We start from the raw sequence: 17,901 nt of genomic DNA, 5'->3' as shown, positions 1-17,901 counted from the left end.
AAATTAGTTTTTATAATGATATTCATTTTCCGACAAGATATTTCCTTGTGCATCTTTAACGAGCTTCAGTCGATTAAATTCATCGTATTCGTAAAATGTTCTGTATCCTTTAGAATCAGTAATAGTACTAACACCAATAAGAGGTTTATAGGTATAAGTCGTTACTACGGCACCAGCCAGTCCAGAAGCATTCCGCAGATTATCTAAAGCAACGAGTAAACCAGCTTCTGTACCTGTGTTTGAAAGCGTATGTATATTGCTAACATATGATGTTACTAAATTATATGTTGCATTTTCTATCTTAGCTATAGGCTGGGTTTGATTATAACCCCATATTAGCACTACTGATATACCACTATCAAGAGTGTATTGTAATAAGTTGCCTTTATAATCATATTGATTGTAAGTAATCTTATTTTCTAATCCGTTTGTAGCATTAGGGAATTTAGCCGCTAGTATATTTTTAGGTAGCAATAAATTACTTGTTGTTGTCCCTTTCTCGTAAACTGTTTTCTGTTCCGATAGTTTTACAGTACTCTTAAAAGTTTGAGTGCTTATAGGAATTCCGATCATATTACTTGCTATTAACTCATTTCTGAATGGTTCATTTTCCATTTCCCCATCTGGTGCATAGAGATATTTAGTTTCTAAAACTTCTCCAGTATTTGATGTTGTTGAAGTTTGTGAAGTTAACTGTAAATGGGATGGATTACTATAAGAGTAGTTAACAACTGATTCTATATAACTTCCATTAGAAAAATAATCTTTTTGGATTGTTGATGAAAGTGTTCTTCTTTTGGTTTTTATTTTATATTTATTTACCATGAAAGATGTAAAGGAATATGAATTACCCATGTTATTAGCTATATTAATATGGTTGCTCGATGAGAAACTATGTCCTTCAATTTCAGAATCAAAAGAGTCATCAAAAGAATACACATGGCTCTTTTCACTCTTTCTTACCAAATTCTCATCAAAAACCTCTTCTTTCAAAAGACTTCCGTTCCCAAAACTATTAGTATATGGAGTCCCTGGAATCCAATCACCCTGAGTTAAGAAAGGAGGGGAATCAAATACAACATCAAAAAGACTCCTCGTAGATCCTTTACCATTAGCATTATTAAATTTTTTAATAACTACGGGATAAGCAATATGATATGATTGTGAAAAATAAAGACTATTTAAAGAAGAAGACCCCAAACGACAATCTCTTATTTCTGGATTTCCAAATGAATTAGCTCCCGATACATAAAATGAAATAGCCGGTTTTATGGTTTCCATAACACCCGAAGAACAATCTAAGCAATTAAAATCCCCGTATTTATAATCTTCAGTATATACATGTCCATTACCATCATTGGAGACTACAGATTTTATTCGCATACCCCCGACAGCTATATTCTCTTTGACTATAGTGTGAGTATTATTATAAGTAAATCCTAAAGCCATGTCTAAGCAGGGCTTTACTAATGATATTTTAAAAGAATAATTGTGGTCCTTTAATAACTTAACATAAAGATTATCATATATTGTATTTTCTACTATAACACCCGAAAATTCAACAGTCAATCCTTGTGTTTTTTGATAAATGACCACCGCTGTATTTGTGGTTAAATCTACAACACTAATGGTACCCCTAATCCATTGTGTCGGGTAAGATGTGGGATCGCATATTTCACCTTCCGTCTGATGGATTTGATTAATTAAGCGTACACTTGTTCGCAGGTAGACATCCTGATCGATAGGACTTGAAACTATAATACTATTGCTATTTGAAAATTTAGACATTGTATTGACACTAATATTCTCGTTTTGAGTGGTTTTATAAGGAACATCACCGTAAATTGAATGGGGCTCATAAATAAATTCATTAAAACCTTTAGTAGGAAATGTAACCTTTTTTAATAACCCTTTAATTCCATATTGAGGATCTGCATTTCGATTACCTCCTATATTTCTGAATAATTCCTGTATCTTATCATAGCTGAATGACTCACTGCCTGTACTGGTATAATCAGTAGGTACGAATTGAGATACATCATTGGGGACTAAATATTGATTATTCTTTCCGTTAAAATATCCCCAATGATCTCTCGCATAAGTTAATCTTGGCGGTAAACCGCTTGGATCATGGTATTCAAAAGCATGCTTTTTTACATCATTACTATTACTTGGATTTAATTCAAGCAATTCAATCAGAAAAGGTCTTGAAGAAGTTACATCGCAATAGCTGCATTCGGGGTTTTTAAACGTTGAACCGGTTGTTGCTGTTAAATAATTCAAACCATACTTTTTAATTATTTGATTGTAACTATTTTTAATATTAATCCCTGTAACAAGATCACTACCTTCAAATTCAATTAAACCGTTATCCCAAGTAATATTCCTTAAGAAACTCTCATTGGAGTAAGTCTTTGATATAATTGGATATTCATGTTGTGCTCCAGTATATACCAATCCACCAGTTGCAGCAGTTGCTTTCACTGTTTGTGACACACCTGTGTTTCTTACAAAATTGGTTTTAGAGTAATTAAAAATTATTTCTTTATTGTCTATTGTTTGAATTTTAGACAGATACCATGACATTTTGGCTGGTATTGATGGTGGAGAGGATCCTCCTCCCAAAATTTGATCCATTCTTGAAAATGATTCTTCTGCACCATTATTCCCTCCAAACCAATATTTTGTCCCGTCTGGGGTTGTAATAATCATATCAGGATTTGTTATATCACCCGTTCCAAAAAAATTCTCCAGAATTTCAATTTTAACAGCAGATGGTTCTATATGCTTAGGCAGCATATTCTGATCCAAATAAAATTTCCCTGAATGTCCACCAACACTAAAAGTAAATATGTCGGGCTGAGTATCAGCACAATCATTATTAATTATGGTCAACAAGGCCGAATTATTAACATAATAAGGCGGTGGCGGGAAGTTTACTCTACAACTTTCATCTGGATCATCTGCTAAAATTCTGTTAACTACACCACCGGCGTTTAAAGCCCAATCTATACCAATAGACGAAGGATATTTGTCAACATTTACTCCGTTTGAACTATAGGAGATATCTATTGGCAAGGAATATTTACCGACCTTTATTTCATAAATCGGTATAGAATATTGTATTGTTCCTGTAAACAACCCAACCGGTACTTGACCGTACTTCCCAAGTTCTGCAGCATTTGGAGAAACAGGTATCTGTTCTTGTAAAGGCGAATTAGTCCCCCCGGTTTGTGCAATACTCATTTCAAAAAGAAATAAAAAAATAACTGTTATTTTTCTTAAATTGATATTCATTTTTACTTTTTAATTATTTTAACAGCATCCTCGCAGTTATTGTTTTAAAATTAATGATATATATCCCTTCTGGAATGTTCCCCAGTTCGACAGCTATGGGTCTATTGTTTGATTTCAATTCCAATAATGGAATTGAAACATTTACATTTCCTGTAAACTGGCGTATGAGTACTTGTTCGTAAAGTCTTAAACTAGTGATATTTGGTGCTATAGGTGCAATTGTGGGGAAATAGCTGCTTGGTTTACCATCATCTTAAGCAGCTGTTTTCATCGAAGAAAAACAAACAATAAGCAACATAAAAACGTAATAGCGTTCTTTAAAATTAATTTAGACATAGTTACTTAAAATATTTAATTATTTGTTCCTTTTATCACCTTCACTCCATCACTCTGCACATTTGTCTTAATGTTGACCACATACACCCCATCAGGATAACGGCTTAAATCAATAGGTACAGTTCTTCTTGTAATGCTAAATTGTTGCAAAATACGGCCTGCCATATCAACTAAGGTTGCAGTACCGGTCTCAAATTCATAGCCTATAATGATATTGGTATATGTTATCGCAGGATTAGGAATGACTTCCACACTCACTTTTGCTTTCTCAAGTTTAGTTTTATCTTTTAATTTTACTACCCAAAAATCATTACTGCCAATATTCGAGTTTTTGTCCCTGGATGATTTAGCGTTAGAAGTTCCTGCCAATAAATAACCACCATCTCTGGTTTCTATAAGTTTTCGCAAAATGTCTTCTCCTTTACTTCCTACTGTTTTGTTCCAAAGTTCCTCGCCAGTATCGCTTATTTTCAAGGCAATATAATCGTTGATTCCTTCCATATCAGCATTTACTTTCAACATATTTGGCCCTCCTTTTGGAACTTGGATACTCTCACTCTGAGCATAACCGCCTATCAAATACGTATGGTCTTTGTTTTCTACCAAAGAGGTCAATATATCTGTTTTTCCAAAATCGTAAGTTTTACTCCAAATTACTTCTCCTTTTTCATTCAACTTCAGTAGCCAATAATCGGTGCCTGTATTTACCATTCCTCCCAACGGAGTAAGAGGATTGGTACTATTCGAATTACCTCCCGCTATGTAACCGCCTTCTTCTGTTTGCTGAATGACATATAATTGGTTATCTCCATTACCACCATACGTTTTCTGCCATTCGATGGTTCCTATATCGCTAACTTTTACAATCCAATAATCTCCAATTCCTGAATTGGCTTCGGTTTTATCTCCAGATCTTGGCGAATTAGAATAGCCTCCCAAAATATAGCCACCGTCTTTGGTTTGTTCCATACTTCGGAGTACATCGGCGTATTCTCCTCCATATGTTTTTTGCCATTGTACCGTTCCTGTCTTATCGAGTTTTACAATCCAATAATCCATGTTACCACGGCATTTTTCGGATTTACCATACAAGTCTGGTTTTGCATCGAATACTTTATTCTCATTGCTATTCCTAATGTCATTGTTATTAATTATTGAGCTACTGGATGACCCGCCCAACATATAGCCACCATCCTTGGTCTGAAAAGCACACAATAATTCATCCTGACCACTACCGCCAATTGTTTTTTGCCATTGTTCTTCACCCTTGGCATCTAGTTTTATGACCCAAAAATCAGTAAGCCCTTTGCAATCGTCTTTTTTATTGCCAACTCCGCCCTCTGGGGTAATAGGGCTATTGGAAGTTCCCGCCAATATAAAACCACCGTCTCTTGTGTTTTTGATGCTTTGTAGCAAATCAAAACCACTGCCTCCAAAGCTTTTCTGCCAATCAAGATTCCCTTTTTCATCCATTTTCCAGACCCAATAATCTAAATCACCATGATTATTGTTGGTTTTATTTCCCGTTTTATCCGACAAAGAACTTCCGGCCAATATAAAACCATAATCGGCTGTGGGTTGTGCATCAAAAAGGTAATCGGCATGGAGTCCTCCGTATGATTTTTCCCAAAGGATATCTTGGGACTGGATAAGACAAGAATAAAAAAGTAATAGTAGAAGTATTTTTTTTTTCATAGAATGATATTAGACAGAAACAATAATCTATTTTTAGTTAATCACATAAAATTAATATTAAAAATATGTTAAATTTTAATGTAATTGCACAATATTATGATTTTTTTTTTGTTTTCGCAATACCCACTTTTAGTGATATTTAAATTATTAGATAACTTTCTCCAGATTCAATACCACCATAAAACAAAAAAAGACACCTCAGCATCTCCTTTCCATCCTTCCAACGATCACCGTGCTTAATACTTATTTCCTTTTTGGGGCACTCCTAGTATGTGGTCTTACATAAGTTCCATCTTTTCTCGTATATCCTTTCACTTGCACAGCTCCTCCAGACGAGTTTTTTGTTGATGAGTTATTATAATTTGTACTTGATGAAATTGTCTTAGTAGAATAACTACTAGGACTTACCGGTAAGCTATATACTGGATTTATTACCCAGCCTGTATAATTTTTCCATTTAACTTTTCTATGTTTTTTGGTGCCAAATACTATAAATGCACTATACCCTTTTGGAATTGAAGTAATTAATTCGCTATCATTTCTTGTATTTTGATAAATTGGTGTATCCTCTTCGAGGTTTACAAAATAGTAGTTTGTAGAACATGATGTTATTAATATTGGGGTACTGACATACTAATAAATTAGCTAGCGCAAGGATAGTTCCTGATTTTCCTTTTCCTCCCGTATGCCAGATTGCAATAACTGTGTCCATTTTATTTGATTTCTAAATAAGTAAAATGTTTCCGAAAATGAACCATCAAAATTTCAATAAATCTTCCGGTAATGTATCCTTTTGTAGTATAATCGGGCTCGTTTTTATTCCACCATCTTATTTCAAAGGCAATATGATCTGATTTGATAGACGGTTTTGGCATTGCTTTTTCATTCCACTGGTCCGGAGTATGGGTATAAAGAATTTCTCCTTTATCATTTTTGATGATGTCCCAAGTTTTTAAATCTCCGTCATTGATTTTTTTATTTATCAGCTTGTTTAAATCTCCAGGATTATCGGTGTAGATTTTTATTATCATAATTATTAAAAAAGGTTCTTTTTTTTACTAATCTTTTATCTGTATTTAGAATTATTTTCTACCAATTAGTGGACATGCTAATTTAGCCATCAGAGAAAGTTAAGAAATAATCTTAATTTTAGCCTATGAAAGAAGTCCGCAAAATTTATGACAAAGCTTTTAAAGATAAAGCCGTTCAATTGAGTTATGATAGAACAAATGTATCAGAACTCGCCAGAGAGTTGGGAGTCACAGCACCACAGTTGTATAAATGGCGTAAAGAGTTCGAGGAATTTGGAGAAGGAAGTTTTCCTGGGAAAGGAAATTTAAAACTAACTCCCGAGCAAGATAAAATCCACGAACTGGAGAAAATACTCAAAGATGCCGAGTTAGAACGTGATATATTAAAAAAAGCAATCGGCATTTTTTCCAAGAGCGGTCGATGATTTATAGTTTCATAAAAAGCAATGAACAACTATTCCCGATTGAAAAAATGTGCAAAGTTCTACAAGTGGATATACTAAGAAAAACGAAGACTGGGTTAGGAAAAAACTACTTTAACTTTTTCTCTACTTTTTGTTTGCATATTCAGTGAATGCAATTCGACGTTATTAGCTTTAAGATAAGTACTAGTATAATTCGAGGTCAGGAGACCTCGAATAGCGGGCGGCTACAATATCCCTATTTTTTTAGCTTTAGCAACTAGATCCTTATCACTGCCTTTTCCTTTTAAAAGTTGATCTTTTATGTTTGCTTTCCTTTTTTCTATTGCACTCATTGACAGAGGAATGTAGTTTGGAAGATTAACAGTTTTAACTCCTTGAGAAATTAATGTTAAAATTTGATTGTCATGATTATCCCAATTAATATTTCTTTTAAATAATTCTCTTTGAGATTCAATAATAGTGCGACTTCGGAACATCTCTCCATCTAGAATCTTTTTACAAATGATTGGAAATAATTCAAAGTTAATATCACTTTTTGAAATGAAACCTGCTGGGTTTATCTCTTTAATGATTTTATCTACAGTTAAGGGTTCGCTATGCATTGTAAGAAGAATTATTTTACAATTTGAAATTTTTTTTCTAATCAGCAAAGCCAAATCAATACCATTATTAATATTAAATTCTTTATAAGGAGGAAGACTAATATCTAATAATGCCAAATCAATATTTGTGTTTTGTTTTAGATGAAAATTTATTTTGTTATATGCATCTTCACAATTATAACTCTTTATAAAATTCGGTTCTTTTTTTTGAAAATCGGTGTCGGATAAAAGGTTAATATAGCTATCAACTGTCATAGGGTGATCATCAACTATCAAAATATTAAGACTAATATTCATTTTTATTCAATTTATCCCAAAGCTAATTAAATATTACGGATATACCGTAAAATTGAAACAAATCGAAGATGTTTTTTTGTGCTAAATGATATTAATCTAAATTAATTTTTATGAAAAGCAAATTATACATTGTTGGTCTTGTTTCCATTTCTTTATTAACTTATTCATGTTCTAATGATGATGGTTATGAAGTTAAAAGTAATGATTTAAAAATTACACCACAGGCTGATTTGAAAAATGAATTAAATGAAAAAACAATTGATTCAGCTACCACAATTTTTAATGTAGAGGAAAGCGCTGTGGAAGGAGATCCAAGTAATCCAAAACCACCAAAAAATTAACTATTTAATTATAATTAATTAAAGAAAGACTATGAGATTTATTTATGAATTACATAGTCTTCTTTATTTCAAAATACTATATTTGAAATTTTAAAATAATAATTATATTTTGATTACTCGAACTAAATTTTTTTGTTTATTTCTAATTTTTTTTATTTTTTCTTGTAAAAAAAGTACAACCGTTTTATTTGATAAAAGTCATTTTGATGGCTTATCTGGAAATAGAAAAGAGAAATATTTAGATTCTTTAGTAGGTTCATTAAAATCTAAAAAAAATGATGCTACTGTCAGAGATATATATTTAAAGATAGCCGCTGAATATTACTATATCAATAATCCTAAAAAATCTTTAGATGTAAGTTTGAAATCTTTGCAATTATCAAAGGACTCAAATGATAGTATTAGAATTGCAAAATCACTATATTATGTGGGTGATTGTTATGAAAATTCAAAAAAAGATACAGCTTATTTTTATTATTTAAAAGCTCAAAAAGTATACGAAAAAATTCAGGACAATGATAATGTTGGTAGAATGCTATTCAATAAAGCATATGTTTTATTTTATGATGGAAATTATGTAGAATGCGAAGTTGAAATTTCTAAAGCATTGCAGTATTTAAAAAAATCTACAAATCACCAGTTGATTTATTCTTGTAATACATTAATGGGTAATTGTTTAGAGAAATTGGTTAATTACGATAAGGCATTATGGTATCACAAGATGGCATTAAGTGATTTAGAAAAAATGAAAATTAATGATAATGATAAAAATGAAATAAATAATTATAATGTAACTTCTATTATTAATATTTGTAATTTACATGATTTAAAAGGCGAATTTCCGAAGTCTATAAAAAAATTGCAAGCTTTGCTCTCAGAAGAGTTAAAAAAAAAATGGACTAGATTATATGCCAATGTTTTAAGCAATTTGGCTTATTCCAAGATGAGAAATGGAGACTATGAAAATGTAGAGTCAATGTTTTTTGAATCCTTAAAAATTGTTGATAGTATTGGAATAGAGCCTGATATTTTATACAAAAAGATACATATTGGAGAATATTTTTTAACTCAGAAGGATACTATAAAATCAATTGAAAGTTTAAAAGAAGCGAATCAATTAGCAATTAAAATTAAAAGCAGTAATGAAATTTTAACTTCATTAAAATTACTTTCCAAAATAGATAAAAAGAAAAGTTTGTTTTATACAAATGAATATATTAAAGTAAGTGATAGTATTAATATAGTTCAAAAAAATACTCATAATAAGTATGCCAGAATTGAATATGAAACTTCAAGGATAGAGGATGAAAATAAAGTTTTGACAAAAAAGAACTTTTACATTTTAATTATATCATTTGGATTAATTTTATTATTGGTAACAATTATTGTTATGCGATATTTAAAATATAAAAATAAAAAGTTACAGTTTTTAAAGAAACAGCAAGAAGCTAATGAAGAAATATACCAACTGTTAACTGAGCAACATGAAAAAATAAATGTTGCAAAAGAGAATGAGAAAGCTAAAATAGCAAAAGAATTGCATGATGGCGTAATGAATAAAATTTATGGTGTTCGAATGAATTTAGGTTTTTTCAATTCTAAAATTGACGCAAAAATAATTGAAAAAAGAAAGGAATATATTTTTGAATTGCAAAATATTGAAAATGAGATTAGGACGATATCACATGACTTAAGTCGAGGTTCTTTCTTTGAAGGCAATGATTTTAATGTATTACTATCAAGTTTAATTGAAAATCAAAAAGATATAAGTAGTACTCAGTTTAAATATCTAAATGATGAAACGTTTGCATGGGCAACTATTCAAAATATATACAAGATAAATTTATATCGTATAATTCAAGAGGCAATTTTAAATATTAATAAATATGCCAATGCAAAAAATTGTGAAATAAGAATTCAGAAAAAGAAAGACAATCTTTTAAAACTAAGTATTACCGACGATGGAGACGGATTTGATCTTAAAAAGAAAAATAATGGTATTGGATTAAGTAATATGAAAGAAAGAGCGAATTCTTTAAAAGGTCAATTTAATATCGAATCAAAAATTGGAGAAGGAACAAAAATTGAAGTTATGTTTAATTTTCAGACATTATCTTAAAAAGGGTTATTCAAAAATGATCAGATTGAAGTTGGTTTTTAGAAATTTACAATAGTTACGCTTCATTGATATTTCTTTCGATATTTTAAACTTCAAATCGGTTTTTCAATTTCATTTTCTAATCTCATGTAATTGTTTTTAAATAGTATTTCCGATGCATGCTTTATCCTGGCTTTAAAAATTCAACTTTTACTATTCTTTCCAGTTAGATCAGTAGGATCTGAACTCTTGAAAAAATAATTTTGTTTCCTTTTTTTGTGACTAATATAATTTTTCAATCCATTCGAGTTAGCTTCCAAAAAAGACATTCAAATAAATTCACATTATACGACCCCGCTACGATTCATCAAAGGAAAGCGAGTTGTGATTGCATACTTGCTTTAGTATTTGCTCCAAACTTATTAAAATCCAAAAGACCTTGCCTCAGGCTTCTAAAGGTAACTTAGCCGAAACAGCATAAACATATGTGTTTATTTAGAATTATTTAGTGAAGTTGTTTTTTATGGGTTTTTAAAAAGAAAAATAGAATAAAAAATAATAATCCATGTAGTTATTCGGTTTATACTTCTTCTGTTGATGTTTGTGATTTTCAATATACTTTACTATTGCCTTTTCAGTTGCGATCAAACGATTGTCGATTCCCATCTCAAATAGATATTCTATGAAATTACTTATTGTTTTATCGGGGCCAAAACAAATAGCAACATACCCAATTGGATATTTCGGTTCGATTTGTGCCAGTGATTTCGGTCGGACCGTGCCACTTGGGTTAATAAGCCATAGTATTCCGGTTCGATTTGTGCCACTTTGAAAGATCAAAATCAGCTATTATCTTGTTGTTATCTAAAAACAATACGATATGGCTAATAAACTTGATCCTATGGACTTAAAAAAAACATTACTTTACATTTGGGCGGTCATAGCAATCGTAAAACAGGAAGTACATTAGGTATTTCTCACAATAATACCATAAACACCTATATGCAGTTTTTTGAAGGCTGTAAATACTCTTTACAAGAATTACTATCATTTGATATTGAACCACTATCAGAGCTCTTTTCTAGCTTTACAACATTGTCGACGTTTTTGACTTAGTCAACCAAATACCTTGAGAACATATAGATAAGGATATCCTTCTTCTACAAGTAATTTTAACTGTAGATCCGGCTACTTGAATATCTGGCCTCGTATAAAAGTTAGTTGACTCCTTTAATAAGCTTTTGAATTTTCTGAACTTTTACATTACTGGTGATACATTGTAATATGCAACACTAAAGTTATGGAAAGTAATTATGTCTAGCGGTTTTAGTACGTAGTTTATTTTAAGTTTAAAACTAGGTAAGGTGTTCACTATACTTCAGAACACCCTAAAACAGACAGTATTTTAGATTTCAGTAAAAAAGTCCGTAATTTTTTTAAAAAAAAACCGTAATTCTCAAAAGAACGTTGTTCTTACTTTTGACAAAATGATGAGTCTACATGAAAATTAATTAGTATATGATCATGTAATGATGACTAATGGCAATGAAATTGATTCGACTAATTTTTATTAAATAACTGTAAAGAGTACCCAAGAAATAGCTTATTATTTTTTGTAGTCAATCGCTGATATATTTATTAAATGTTTTTATCAGCAAAAGAAAATTTAAAAGGGGAAATAAACAAGCGTAAAGCATATAAATATTTTAATGTATAAAAGCGAAATGACTAAAACAAAATTCTTTTTATTTATAACATTTATTTTCATTTCAAGCAATGTTTTTTCACAAGTAAGCATTAGTGGTCAAGTTGTAAATCAAAATAACAAACCAGTTGAATTTATGGAGGTTTACTTACAGAATATTGATTCTACAATAACAGATAGTGGATTAACTACCGCCGATGGTAAATTCACGATTTTAGCGGAAAAAGGGGAATACCTATTGTTGGTAGAACAAGTAGGAGCTATTTTATACAAACAAAAAATTGACACAAAGCAAGATTTAAATTTAGGTGTGATACAAGTAACAGAAAAGCAAGAACAACTTAACGAAGTAGTAGTAACTTCAAAAAAGAAACTTATAGAAAGAAAAGTAGACCGATTAGTATTCAATGTTGAGAATTCTATTGGGGCAAGTGGGGGAGATGCTATTGATGCATTAAAAATAACACCTGGAATTAGAGTGCAAAATAACGCTATTTCTATGATAGGCAAAAGTGGTATGGTAGTTATGATTGACGATAGATTAATCCAACTTTCAGGGGATGATTTAATGAGTTTTTTAAGAACACTTTCTTCTGAAAATATAAAAAGTATTGAAGTTATTACTACTCCACCTTCAAAATATAGTGCCGAGGGTAATAGTGGGTTGGTTAATATCAAATTAAAAAAAGCTAAAAAAGATAGCTGGAATGCATCAGTTAATACTGCTTATAGACAAGCCACTTATCTTGCAGGTAATTCAGGGGGTAATTTTAATTATCAAAAAGATAAAATTTCTATTTTTTCAAGTACAAACATAGCAAAAGGAACATCTTCACCTATTGAAACATCAAAAATGTATTATCCAAATCAACTTTGGGCGAACAATAGTGTAAGAAAGGATTTTACTAATTTAATGGGAGGTAGAATAGGTATTGACTATCAGATAACGAATAAATTGGTTATGGGTATTCAATATCTCGGTGGAAATTCAAAACCAAACATTGAAGAAAAAAACTTAACAACAATTTATAATAATACCAATAGTATAAATTCTTTTATAAGAACAAATGCAGATAATATAAGAAAAAATAGTTCTCAATCATTTAACTATCATACAATATATAATGTTGATACATTAGGCACAAAGATATTTACTGATATTGATTATTTTAAATATAATAAAAATGAAAATAGAACATTTGATTCTAATTCAGAAAATGTAAATGGTAGTACAATTCCGAATTCTCATATATCCGCAACTAATGGTAGTAAAACTGATTTTTCAAATTTTTCGGGGAAAATTGATGTTGAAATGCCTTTAAAATGGGCTTCCATATCCTATGGTGGTAAAATGTCTTTTAATAATAATAATAGTTCTGTTTCTTATTATAATATGACAAATGGTAGTCCAATTTATGACCCAAATCAAAGCAATCAATTTAGTTATAAGGAAAATTTAAATGCATTATATTTTTCAGGCACAAAAAAAATAGGAAAACTATGGGAAACACAATTAGGTTTAAGAATGGAAACAACTAATACCGTAGGAGTTTCAAAAACATTAAACGAAAAAAACACCAATAATTATGTTAAATTTTTCCCAACTTTATATTTGATATATAATCATAGTGATAATAATTCGTTTTCTCTAAATTATAGCAAACGCATAAACAGACCATCATTTAATAGTTTAAATCCATTTAGATGGTATGACAATCCCTATTCTTATTCTGAAGGGAATCCTTTTTTACAACCTTCTTATTCACATAATATAGAGCTTAGTTTTACTCACAATCAAAATTTAGAAAATAAAATATATTATAGTAAAACCGAAAATGGATTTTCTCAGCTTACTACATTGGATGAAAACACAAATATTCAAGCTACTAAATATATTAATTTTTTTGATACAGAAATAATTGGCATATCAGAATCTTATATATATGATAAGATAAAGTGGTGGGAAAGCGTAAATTCTTTGGATTTAAGTTATAATAAATCTTCATCTAAAATTTTAATAACTAATCAAAATAGAGAAGGTTTTAATTACTACTTCTCTACAAACAATACTTTTAACTTAAACAGGAAAAAAACAATTGTATTAAATCTAAATTTCTGGATAAGCCCCTCTGGAGTGGATGGTTTAGACAAAATAACTGAATCAAATCAATTAGATGTAGCAATGAAATTTTTCTTCTTTAATAAAAATTTACAATTAAGCGTTGTTGGAAATGATATTTTTAGTAGCAATAGATTTACTTATATATCTTATACTAATAACATCAAACAAGAATATAAAAACTATTATGATATTAGATCTTTTAGACTTTCATTATCCTACAAATTCGGAAGTACTAAAATTAATGTGAAGAAAAGAAATTTTGGAAACGAAGAAGAAAAAAGAAGAACTAATTAACAGATTTATCATTCTTAAAATTCTATAGTGTACAATATAGAAATAAAGAATTCTAAATAAAATGCTTGCAAGCGAATCCGCATCCGTACGGTTAAATAATGTACAGAAAAAAAACTTTATTTTAACAATTAAATTTAAAAACATGAAACTATCAAGTTTAAAAACAGTAGAAGTATTAAATTCTAAATCAGTAGAATTAATTTCAGGTGGATTAGTAGAGGACTCTTCAAAAAAGAAAGATATCGTTTCTACAAGTGGTGATTCTTATTCTGACGATAAATAATTATTAATTTAAGCATACCATCAAATTGATGGTATGCTTTTATAAAAGAAATAAGAAACTATCAAGTTTAAAAAACAGTAAAAATAATGATTTCAAAGAAATTAGAATTAGTTAAAGGTGGCCTAACATGAGATTCACAAAAGAAAGAAGTGAGTTCAATTGATTCGGATTCTATTGGAGTAGATTTTGTAACCTACAGGTAGGTCATTAAAATTAACTAATTATATGCAATAGTATGAAAATTTAATTCCAAATATAAGTAAAGCTAAACACCAATTAAATTACCAAAAGAGGGTTGCTAATCGATGTGTCTAAAAAGATGATGTTGAATTTACTAGTGTATATACTTATCAAGGGGTTTAAATATCAAATTAAAAACTGTAGAAGAACTTAATTCTAAAGTGAAATAAATTAACTATAGGTGGTTCCAATCTATGATGGTTGCATTTAGTGCGATTGGTTGATGTCAACGTACAATTAGAATCTTGTGCTTATGATTTACGAAGAACCTACAGACTAGAAGACCACCAATTCCATACTAAAATTTATAAATTTAAATTAATAAAAAATGAAACAAATTAGATTAACAAAACTAAATATTGTAGCGTTAAAAAATTCAGAATTAGAAATGATTGTAGCAGGAACATCAACTTTATTAATAATATCAGACAATACAGATGTAAATACAACGAGTGGAGATAGTTACACAAGAGACAATAGTGAGTCAACCGACAGTCATTCTCATGATTCTACGGGAAAAGTTTATTACCCATTTTAATTACAGAAATCAATAATTGATTTCCGTAATTAAAATAAAATAAGAACAAAATGAAATTAGAAAAATTGAATCATTTAGAGCAATTATCAGATAATTTATTACTAATAATAAATGGAGGGCAAAGTAAAAAGAAAAAGAAGAAAAAGAAGAATTCAGATTCAATAAAAAACGACATTTCTTCCGATACTACTGACACACAAAAAGATGATTCCTTTAAAAAATAAAAATGATTGTAGTTTTATCATATGATTGGTACGAGCAAGGCACAGATCCAGTCATTGATTGGTTAATATACCATAAAGCAAATTTTGTAAAAATAACTATTCAAGACCTTTTGAATAAAAGAGAAAATTGCAAAATAAATATAAATACTGGAGAAATTTGGATAAATGGTAAAGAAATAAGCAAAGATATAAATGTAATATGGTTTAGAAGATTTGAAGATGATGTAAGATTAAATTTATCTGATAAATTTCCATCAAAGCAGGCAGAATTTGAGGTTGATCATGAGATTAGAGAATTAACTAAATTCTTGTTTTCTCGTTTTAAAGAAAAAAAATGGATGCCTCATTACAAAGGTATAGATGTCAACAAGCTTGATGTTTTATATTATGCAAATAAAGCAAAGATAAAAGTTCCTACTACAGTTGTTTGTAATAACAAAAATGATTTAATTACTTTTTTTAAAAACTCATTAACAGGAATTATAATAAAGCCAATAAGACATAGCGGGTATTTTATAAAAGAAAAAAATACATATTCAATATATACAAATTCAATTGATGAAAAATTCATAAATTCTTTACCTGAAAATTTCACAGCTACATTATTCCAGGAAAAAGTAAAATCAAAATTTGAAATACGTGTATTTTATTTGGACGGGGAATTTTTTGCAACTGCAATAATTATAAATAATAATAATAATAATACTGAAGCTGATATAAAATTAAGTTTTGAATCAAAAGACATTAATTGGATTCCATATAAGTTACCTACAAAATACGAACAAGAGATGCATGCTTTTTTTCAAAGTATTAATCTGAATACTTGTTCATTTGATGTGATATTAACACCTGACAACGAAAATATTTTGCTAGAAATTAATCCAGTCGGTCAGTATAGTGCTCCAAGTAATAGATGTAATTATAACATAGAAGAGAAAATAGCTAATTGGTTAATAAAAAATGATAAATAAAAAGAAGACAACTATATTTAGTAAACAGGAATTGGAGGAGTTACCGCTTACCTATAGATTAATGAACGAAATGGAAACAGAGAATGTTGGTGAATTGTATTTAAAATCAGTTTTCACGAACAGTAAAAAGCACTATTCAAAATCTTATAAAATGTATATCTCATCAAAACCAATTTCTAACTATATCATTAAGAAAGATGAATAAATTTCTAAATCTTTTTGCTTTTTGCAAAATTGTTGATGGTACTGAACAAAGTATAATTTGTGATTTCCAAAAATTATCAATTAAATATATTCCTAACTCTATGGTTGAAGTGATAAAAAAACTTCAAGGAAATGAGTACTTAAAGGTAAAAGAAGAATTTAATGATCAAAAGAGTGTCTTTAAAAGCTATGTCGATTTTTTGATAAAAGAAAAATTTGTTTTTTTTTCTGATGAAAGAGATAATTTTGTTCCTATAGAGAATTATTGGGTTTCTCCAGAAATTATAAATAATGCAATTCTTGAATATAATTTTGAAAATTATAAAATAGAAGAAGTATTAGATCAGTTAGATGATTTGAATTGCAAGTTTGTTGAAATACGTTTTTTAGATTATAATAACGAAAAATTATTACAAATAGAAAAAATACTAAATCATTGTAATAATTTCGGTTTTCGTTCTATGAGGTTATTCTTACCCTACATTGACAATAAAACAGTAACGAAAATTTATCATAAATTTAAAGAATATAAAAAAGTTGAAGTATTCATTTTTTATAATTCCCCTAAAGAAAAGTTGACATATAAAACTCATAATACAGTATTTGTAAAAAAAATAATGGATGATATTCGTACTTCTAATTTTAATGAAAAAGATATAATAATTGACTTAGAATATTATTTAGAAGCACAAAAACATAATCCATATTATAATAAAAAAGTGAGTATTAATTATTTAGGCAATGTGAAAAATTGTATAAAAAACAAGGCTGTTTTTGGAAATATAAATATATCGTCATTGCTATCTATAGTCGAAACGAAATCATTTCAAGAGTTATGGTACGTATCACATGACAAAATCTCAGGAATTTGTACTAGCGAAATGAGATATAACAGATTAGTGCAAATTCCAGCTATATTGACCACCCCATTCCAGTTTAAAGTGAGCACCTAATTCCAGTTCAAAGTGACCATGCAATTCCAGTTGAAATTGACCACCCTAATTTTCATTAAAAAACTACTTTTTTCTGATGTTATAATTTATTCAAATATACTTAAAAATTTATCCGATATTTTTACTTCTTTTTTTACGCATTGATTCCCCTGATAATTCAATTCTGTGTGAATTATGGATGAGTCGGTCCAGAATTGCATCGGCAATGGTTTTCTCTCCAATAATGTCGTACCAGCCTTGAACCG

General features: G+C 29.4%; 17 protein-coding genes. 11 read left to right on the top strand and 6 right to left on the bottom strand.

The features are described 5' to 3' along the window. Positions 1–3: 3 nt before the first annotated feature. Positions 4–3,297 (bottom strand): RHS repeat protein, encoded by a 3,294-nt coding sequence (locus E0F98_RS09570; RefSeq protein WP_132110855.1) that lies wholly within the window; start codon positions 3,295–3,297, stop codon positions 4–6. Between the two features lie 53 nt (positions 3,298–3,350). Between E0F98_RS09570 and E0F98_RS16255 the strand changes: the two genes are divergently transcribed. Continuing rightward, complete coding sequence (locus tag E0F98_RS16255; RefSeq protein ID WP_262708996.1) at positions 3,351–3,479, top strand: hypothetical protein; 129 nt, start codon at positions 3,351–3,353, stop codon at positions 3,477–3,479. Between the two features lie 169 nt (positions 3,480–3,648). Here the strand turns inward: E0F98_RS16255 and E0F98_RS09565 are convergent, their stop codons facing one another. The 3 genes from E0F98_RS09565 to E0F98_RS09560 all read right to left on the bottom strand — a co-directional run bounded on the left by E0F98_RS09565 (position 3,649) and on the right by E0F98_RS09560 (position 6,359). After that, complete coding sequence (locus E0F98_RS09565; protein ID WP_132110853.1) at positions 3,649–5,328, bottom strand: T9SS type A sorting domain-containing protein; 1,680 nt, start codon at positions 5,326–5,328, stop codon at positions 3,649–3,651. A gap of 535 nt (positions 5,329–5,863) precedes the next feature. Beyond that, a complete protein-coding gene (locus E0F98_RS16040; RefSeq protein ID WP_165929307.1) occupies positions 5,864–6,040 on the bottom strand; it encodes a hypothetical protein in 177 nt (58 codons plus the stop codon). Position 6,041: 1 nt separating this feature from the next. Continuing rightward, complete coding sequence (locus E0F98_RS09560) at positions 6,042–6,359, bottom strand: hypothetical protein (protein WP_132110851.1); 318 nt, start codon at positions 6,357–6,359, stop codon at positions 6,042–6,044. 125 nt (positions 6,360–6,484) lie between these two features. Here E0F98_RS09560 and E0F98_RS09555 point away from each other — a divergent pair, with 125 nt between their 5' ends. Beyond that, a complete protein-coding gene (locus tag E0F98_RS09555; protein WP_132110849.1) occupies positions 6,485–6,784 on the top strand; it encodes a transposase in 300 nt (99 codons plus the stop codon). Between the two features lie 224 nt (positions 6,785–7,008). Here E0F98_RS09555 and E0F98_RS09550 read toward each other — a convergent pair whose 3' ends face one another. After that, on the bottom strand, positions 7,009–7,683 hold the full coding sequence (locus tag E0F98_RS09550; RefSeq protein ID WP_243699226.1) for a response regulator: 675 nt from the start codon (positions 7,681–7,683) through the stop codon (positions 7,009–7,011). Positions 7,684–7,793: 110 nt separating this feature from the next. Between E0F98_RS09550 and E0F98_RS09545 the strand changes: the two genes are divergently transcribed. The 9 genes from E0F98_RS09545 (at position 7,794) to E0F98_RS09510 (ending at position 17,656) form a co-directional block, all read left to right on the top strand. Further along, positions 7,794–8,024, top strand: a complete 231-nt coding sequence (locus E0F98_RS09545) for a hypothetical protein (RefSeq protein ID WP_132110847.1) — start codon at positions 7,794–7,796, stop codon at positions 8,022–8,024. A gap of 109 nt (positions 8,025–8,133) precedes the next feature. Beyond that, positions 8,134–10,143 (top strand): tetratricopeptide repeat-containing sensor histidine kinase, encoded by a 2,010-nt coding sequence (locus E0F98_RS09540; RefSeq protein ID WP_243699225.1) that lies wholly within the window; start codon positions 8,134–8,136, stop codon positions 10,141–10,143. A gap of 1,703 nt (positions 10,144–11,846) precedes the next feature. Then, positions 11,847–14,243, top strand: coding sequence for an outer membrane beta-barrel family protein (locus E0F98_RS09530; protein WP_132110845.1), 2,397 nt, complete (start codon positions 11,847–11,849; stop codon positions 14,241–14,243). A 142-nt stretch (positions 14,244–14,385) separates the two neighbouring features. Next, positions 14,386–14,526, top strand: a complete 141-nt coding sequence (locus E0F98_RS16035) for a hypothetical protein (protein ID WP_165929306.1) — start codon at positions 14,386–14,388, stop codon at positions 14,524–14,526. 568 nt (positions 14,527–15,094) lie between these two features. Then, entirely contained in the window at positions 15,095–15,304 is a 210-nt protein-coding gene (locus tag E0F98_RS09525; protein ID WP_132110843.1) for a hypothetical protein, read from the top strand. Positions 15,305–15,354: 50 nt separating this feature from the next. Further along, a complete protein-coding gene (locus E0F98_RS16030; RefSeq protein ID WP_165929305.1) occupies positions 15,355–15,528 on the top strand; it encodes a hypothetical protein in 174 nt (57 codons plus the stop codon). Between the two features lie 2 nt (positions 15,529–15,530). Continuing rightward, positions 15,531–16,499 (top strand): ATP-grasp domain-containing protein, encoded by a 969-nt coding sequence (locus E0F98_RS09520; protein ID WP_132110841.1) that lies wholly within the window; start codon positions 15,531–15,533, stop codon positions 16,497–16,499. After that, on the top strand, positions 16,489–16,704 hold the full coding sequence (locus E0F98_RS09515) for a hypothetical protein (protein WP_132110839.1): 216 nt from the start codon (positions 16,489–16,491) through the stop codon (positions 16,702–16,704). Before E0F98_RS09520 ends, E0F98_RS09515 begins: the two co-directional genes overlap by 11 nt. Next, positions 16,697–17,656, top strand: coding sequence for a hypothetical protein (locus E0F98_RS09510; protein ID WP_132110837.1), 960 nt, complete (start codon positions 16,697–16,699; stop codon positions 17,654–17,656). The genes E0F98_RS09515 and E0F98_RS09510 overlap by 8 nt, the downstream gene beginning before the upstream one ends. A gap of 108 nt (positions 17,657–17,764) precedes the next feature. Here E0F98_RS09510 and E0F98_RS09505 read toward each other — a convergent pair. After that, on the bottom strand, positions 17,765–17,901 hold a 137-nt coding region (locus tag E0F98_RS09505; RefSeq protein WP_165929304.1), incomplete at its 5' end, for an ATP-binding protein.

Origin of the sequence: Flavobacterium hiemivividum, from assembly GCF_004349145.1 — a bacterium.
Classification (GTDB): Bacteria; Bacteroidota; Bacteroidia; order Flavobacteriales; family Flavobacteriaceae; genus Flavobacterium; species Flavobacterium hiemivividum.
The sequence above is the reverse complement of the archived record's forward strand: the minus strand, read 5'-3'. Positions and strand labels throughout refer to the sequence as shown.

Bases quoted from the DNA above. Each gene is read 5' to 3' on its own strand.
- E0F98_RS16035 (WP_165929306.1), top strand. From the start codon at position 14,386: ATGAAACTATCAAGTTTAAAAACAGTAGAAGTATTAAATTCTAAATCA.
- E0F98_RS09520 (WP_132110841.1), top strand. From the start codon at position 15,531: ATGATTGTAGTTTTATCATATGATTGGTACGAGCAAGGCACAGATCCA.
- E0F98_RS09570 (WP_132110855.1), bottom strand. From the start codon at position 3,297: ATGAATATCAATTTAAGAAAAATAACAGTTATTTTTTTATTTCTTTTT.
- E0F98_RS09525 (WP_132110843.1), top strand. From the start codon at position 15,095: ATGAAACAAATTAGATTAACAAAACTAAATATTGTAGCGTTAAAAAAT.
- E0F98_RS09530 (WP_132110845.1), top strand. From the start codon at position 11,847: ATGACTAAAACAAAATTCTTTTTATTTATAACATTTATTTTCATTTCA.
- E0F98_RS09510 (WP_132110837.1), top strand. From the start codon at position 16,697: ATGAATAAATTTCTAAATCTTTTTGCTTTTTGCAAAATTGTTGATGGT.
- E0F98_RS09550 (WP_243699226.1), bottom strand. From the start codon at position 7,683: ATGAATATTAGTCTTAATATTTTGATAGTTGATGATCACCCTATGACA.
- E0F98_RS09565 (WP_132110853.1), bottom strand. From the start codon at position 5,328: ATGAAAAAAAAAATACTTCTACTATTACTTTTTTATTCTTGTCTTATC.
- E0F98_RS09560 (WP_132110851.1), bottom strand. From the start codon at position 6,359: ATGATAATAAAAATCTACACCGATAATCCTGGAGATTTAAACAAGCTG.
- E0F98_RS16030 (WP_165929305.1), top strand. From the start codon at position 15,355: ATGAAATTAGAAAAATTGAATCATTTAGAGCAATTATCAGATAATTTA.
- E0F98_RS16040 (WP_165929307.1), bottom strand. From the start codon at position 6,040: ATGGACACAGTTATTGCAATCTGGCATACGGGAGGAAAAGGAAAATCA.
- E0F98_RS09555 (WP_132110849.1), top strand. From the start codon at position 6,485: ATGAAAGAAGTCCGCAAAATTTATGACAAAGCTTTTAAAGATAAAGCC.
- E0F98_RS16255 (WP_262708996.1), top strand. From the start codon at position 3,351: ATGATATATATCCCTTCTGGAATGTTCCCCAGTTCGACAGCTATGGGT.
- E0F98_RS09545 (WP_132110847.1), top strand. From the start codon at position 7,794: ATGAAAAGCAAATTATACATTGTTGGTCTTGTTTCCATTTCTTTATTA.
- E0F98_RS09515 (WP_132110839.1), top strand. From the start codon at position 16,489: ATGATAAATAAAAAGAAGACAACTATATTTAGTAAACAGGAATTGGAG.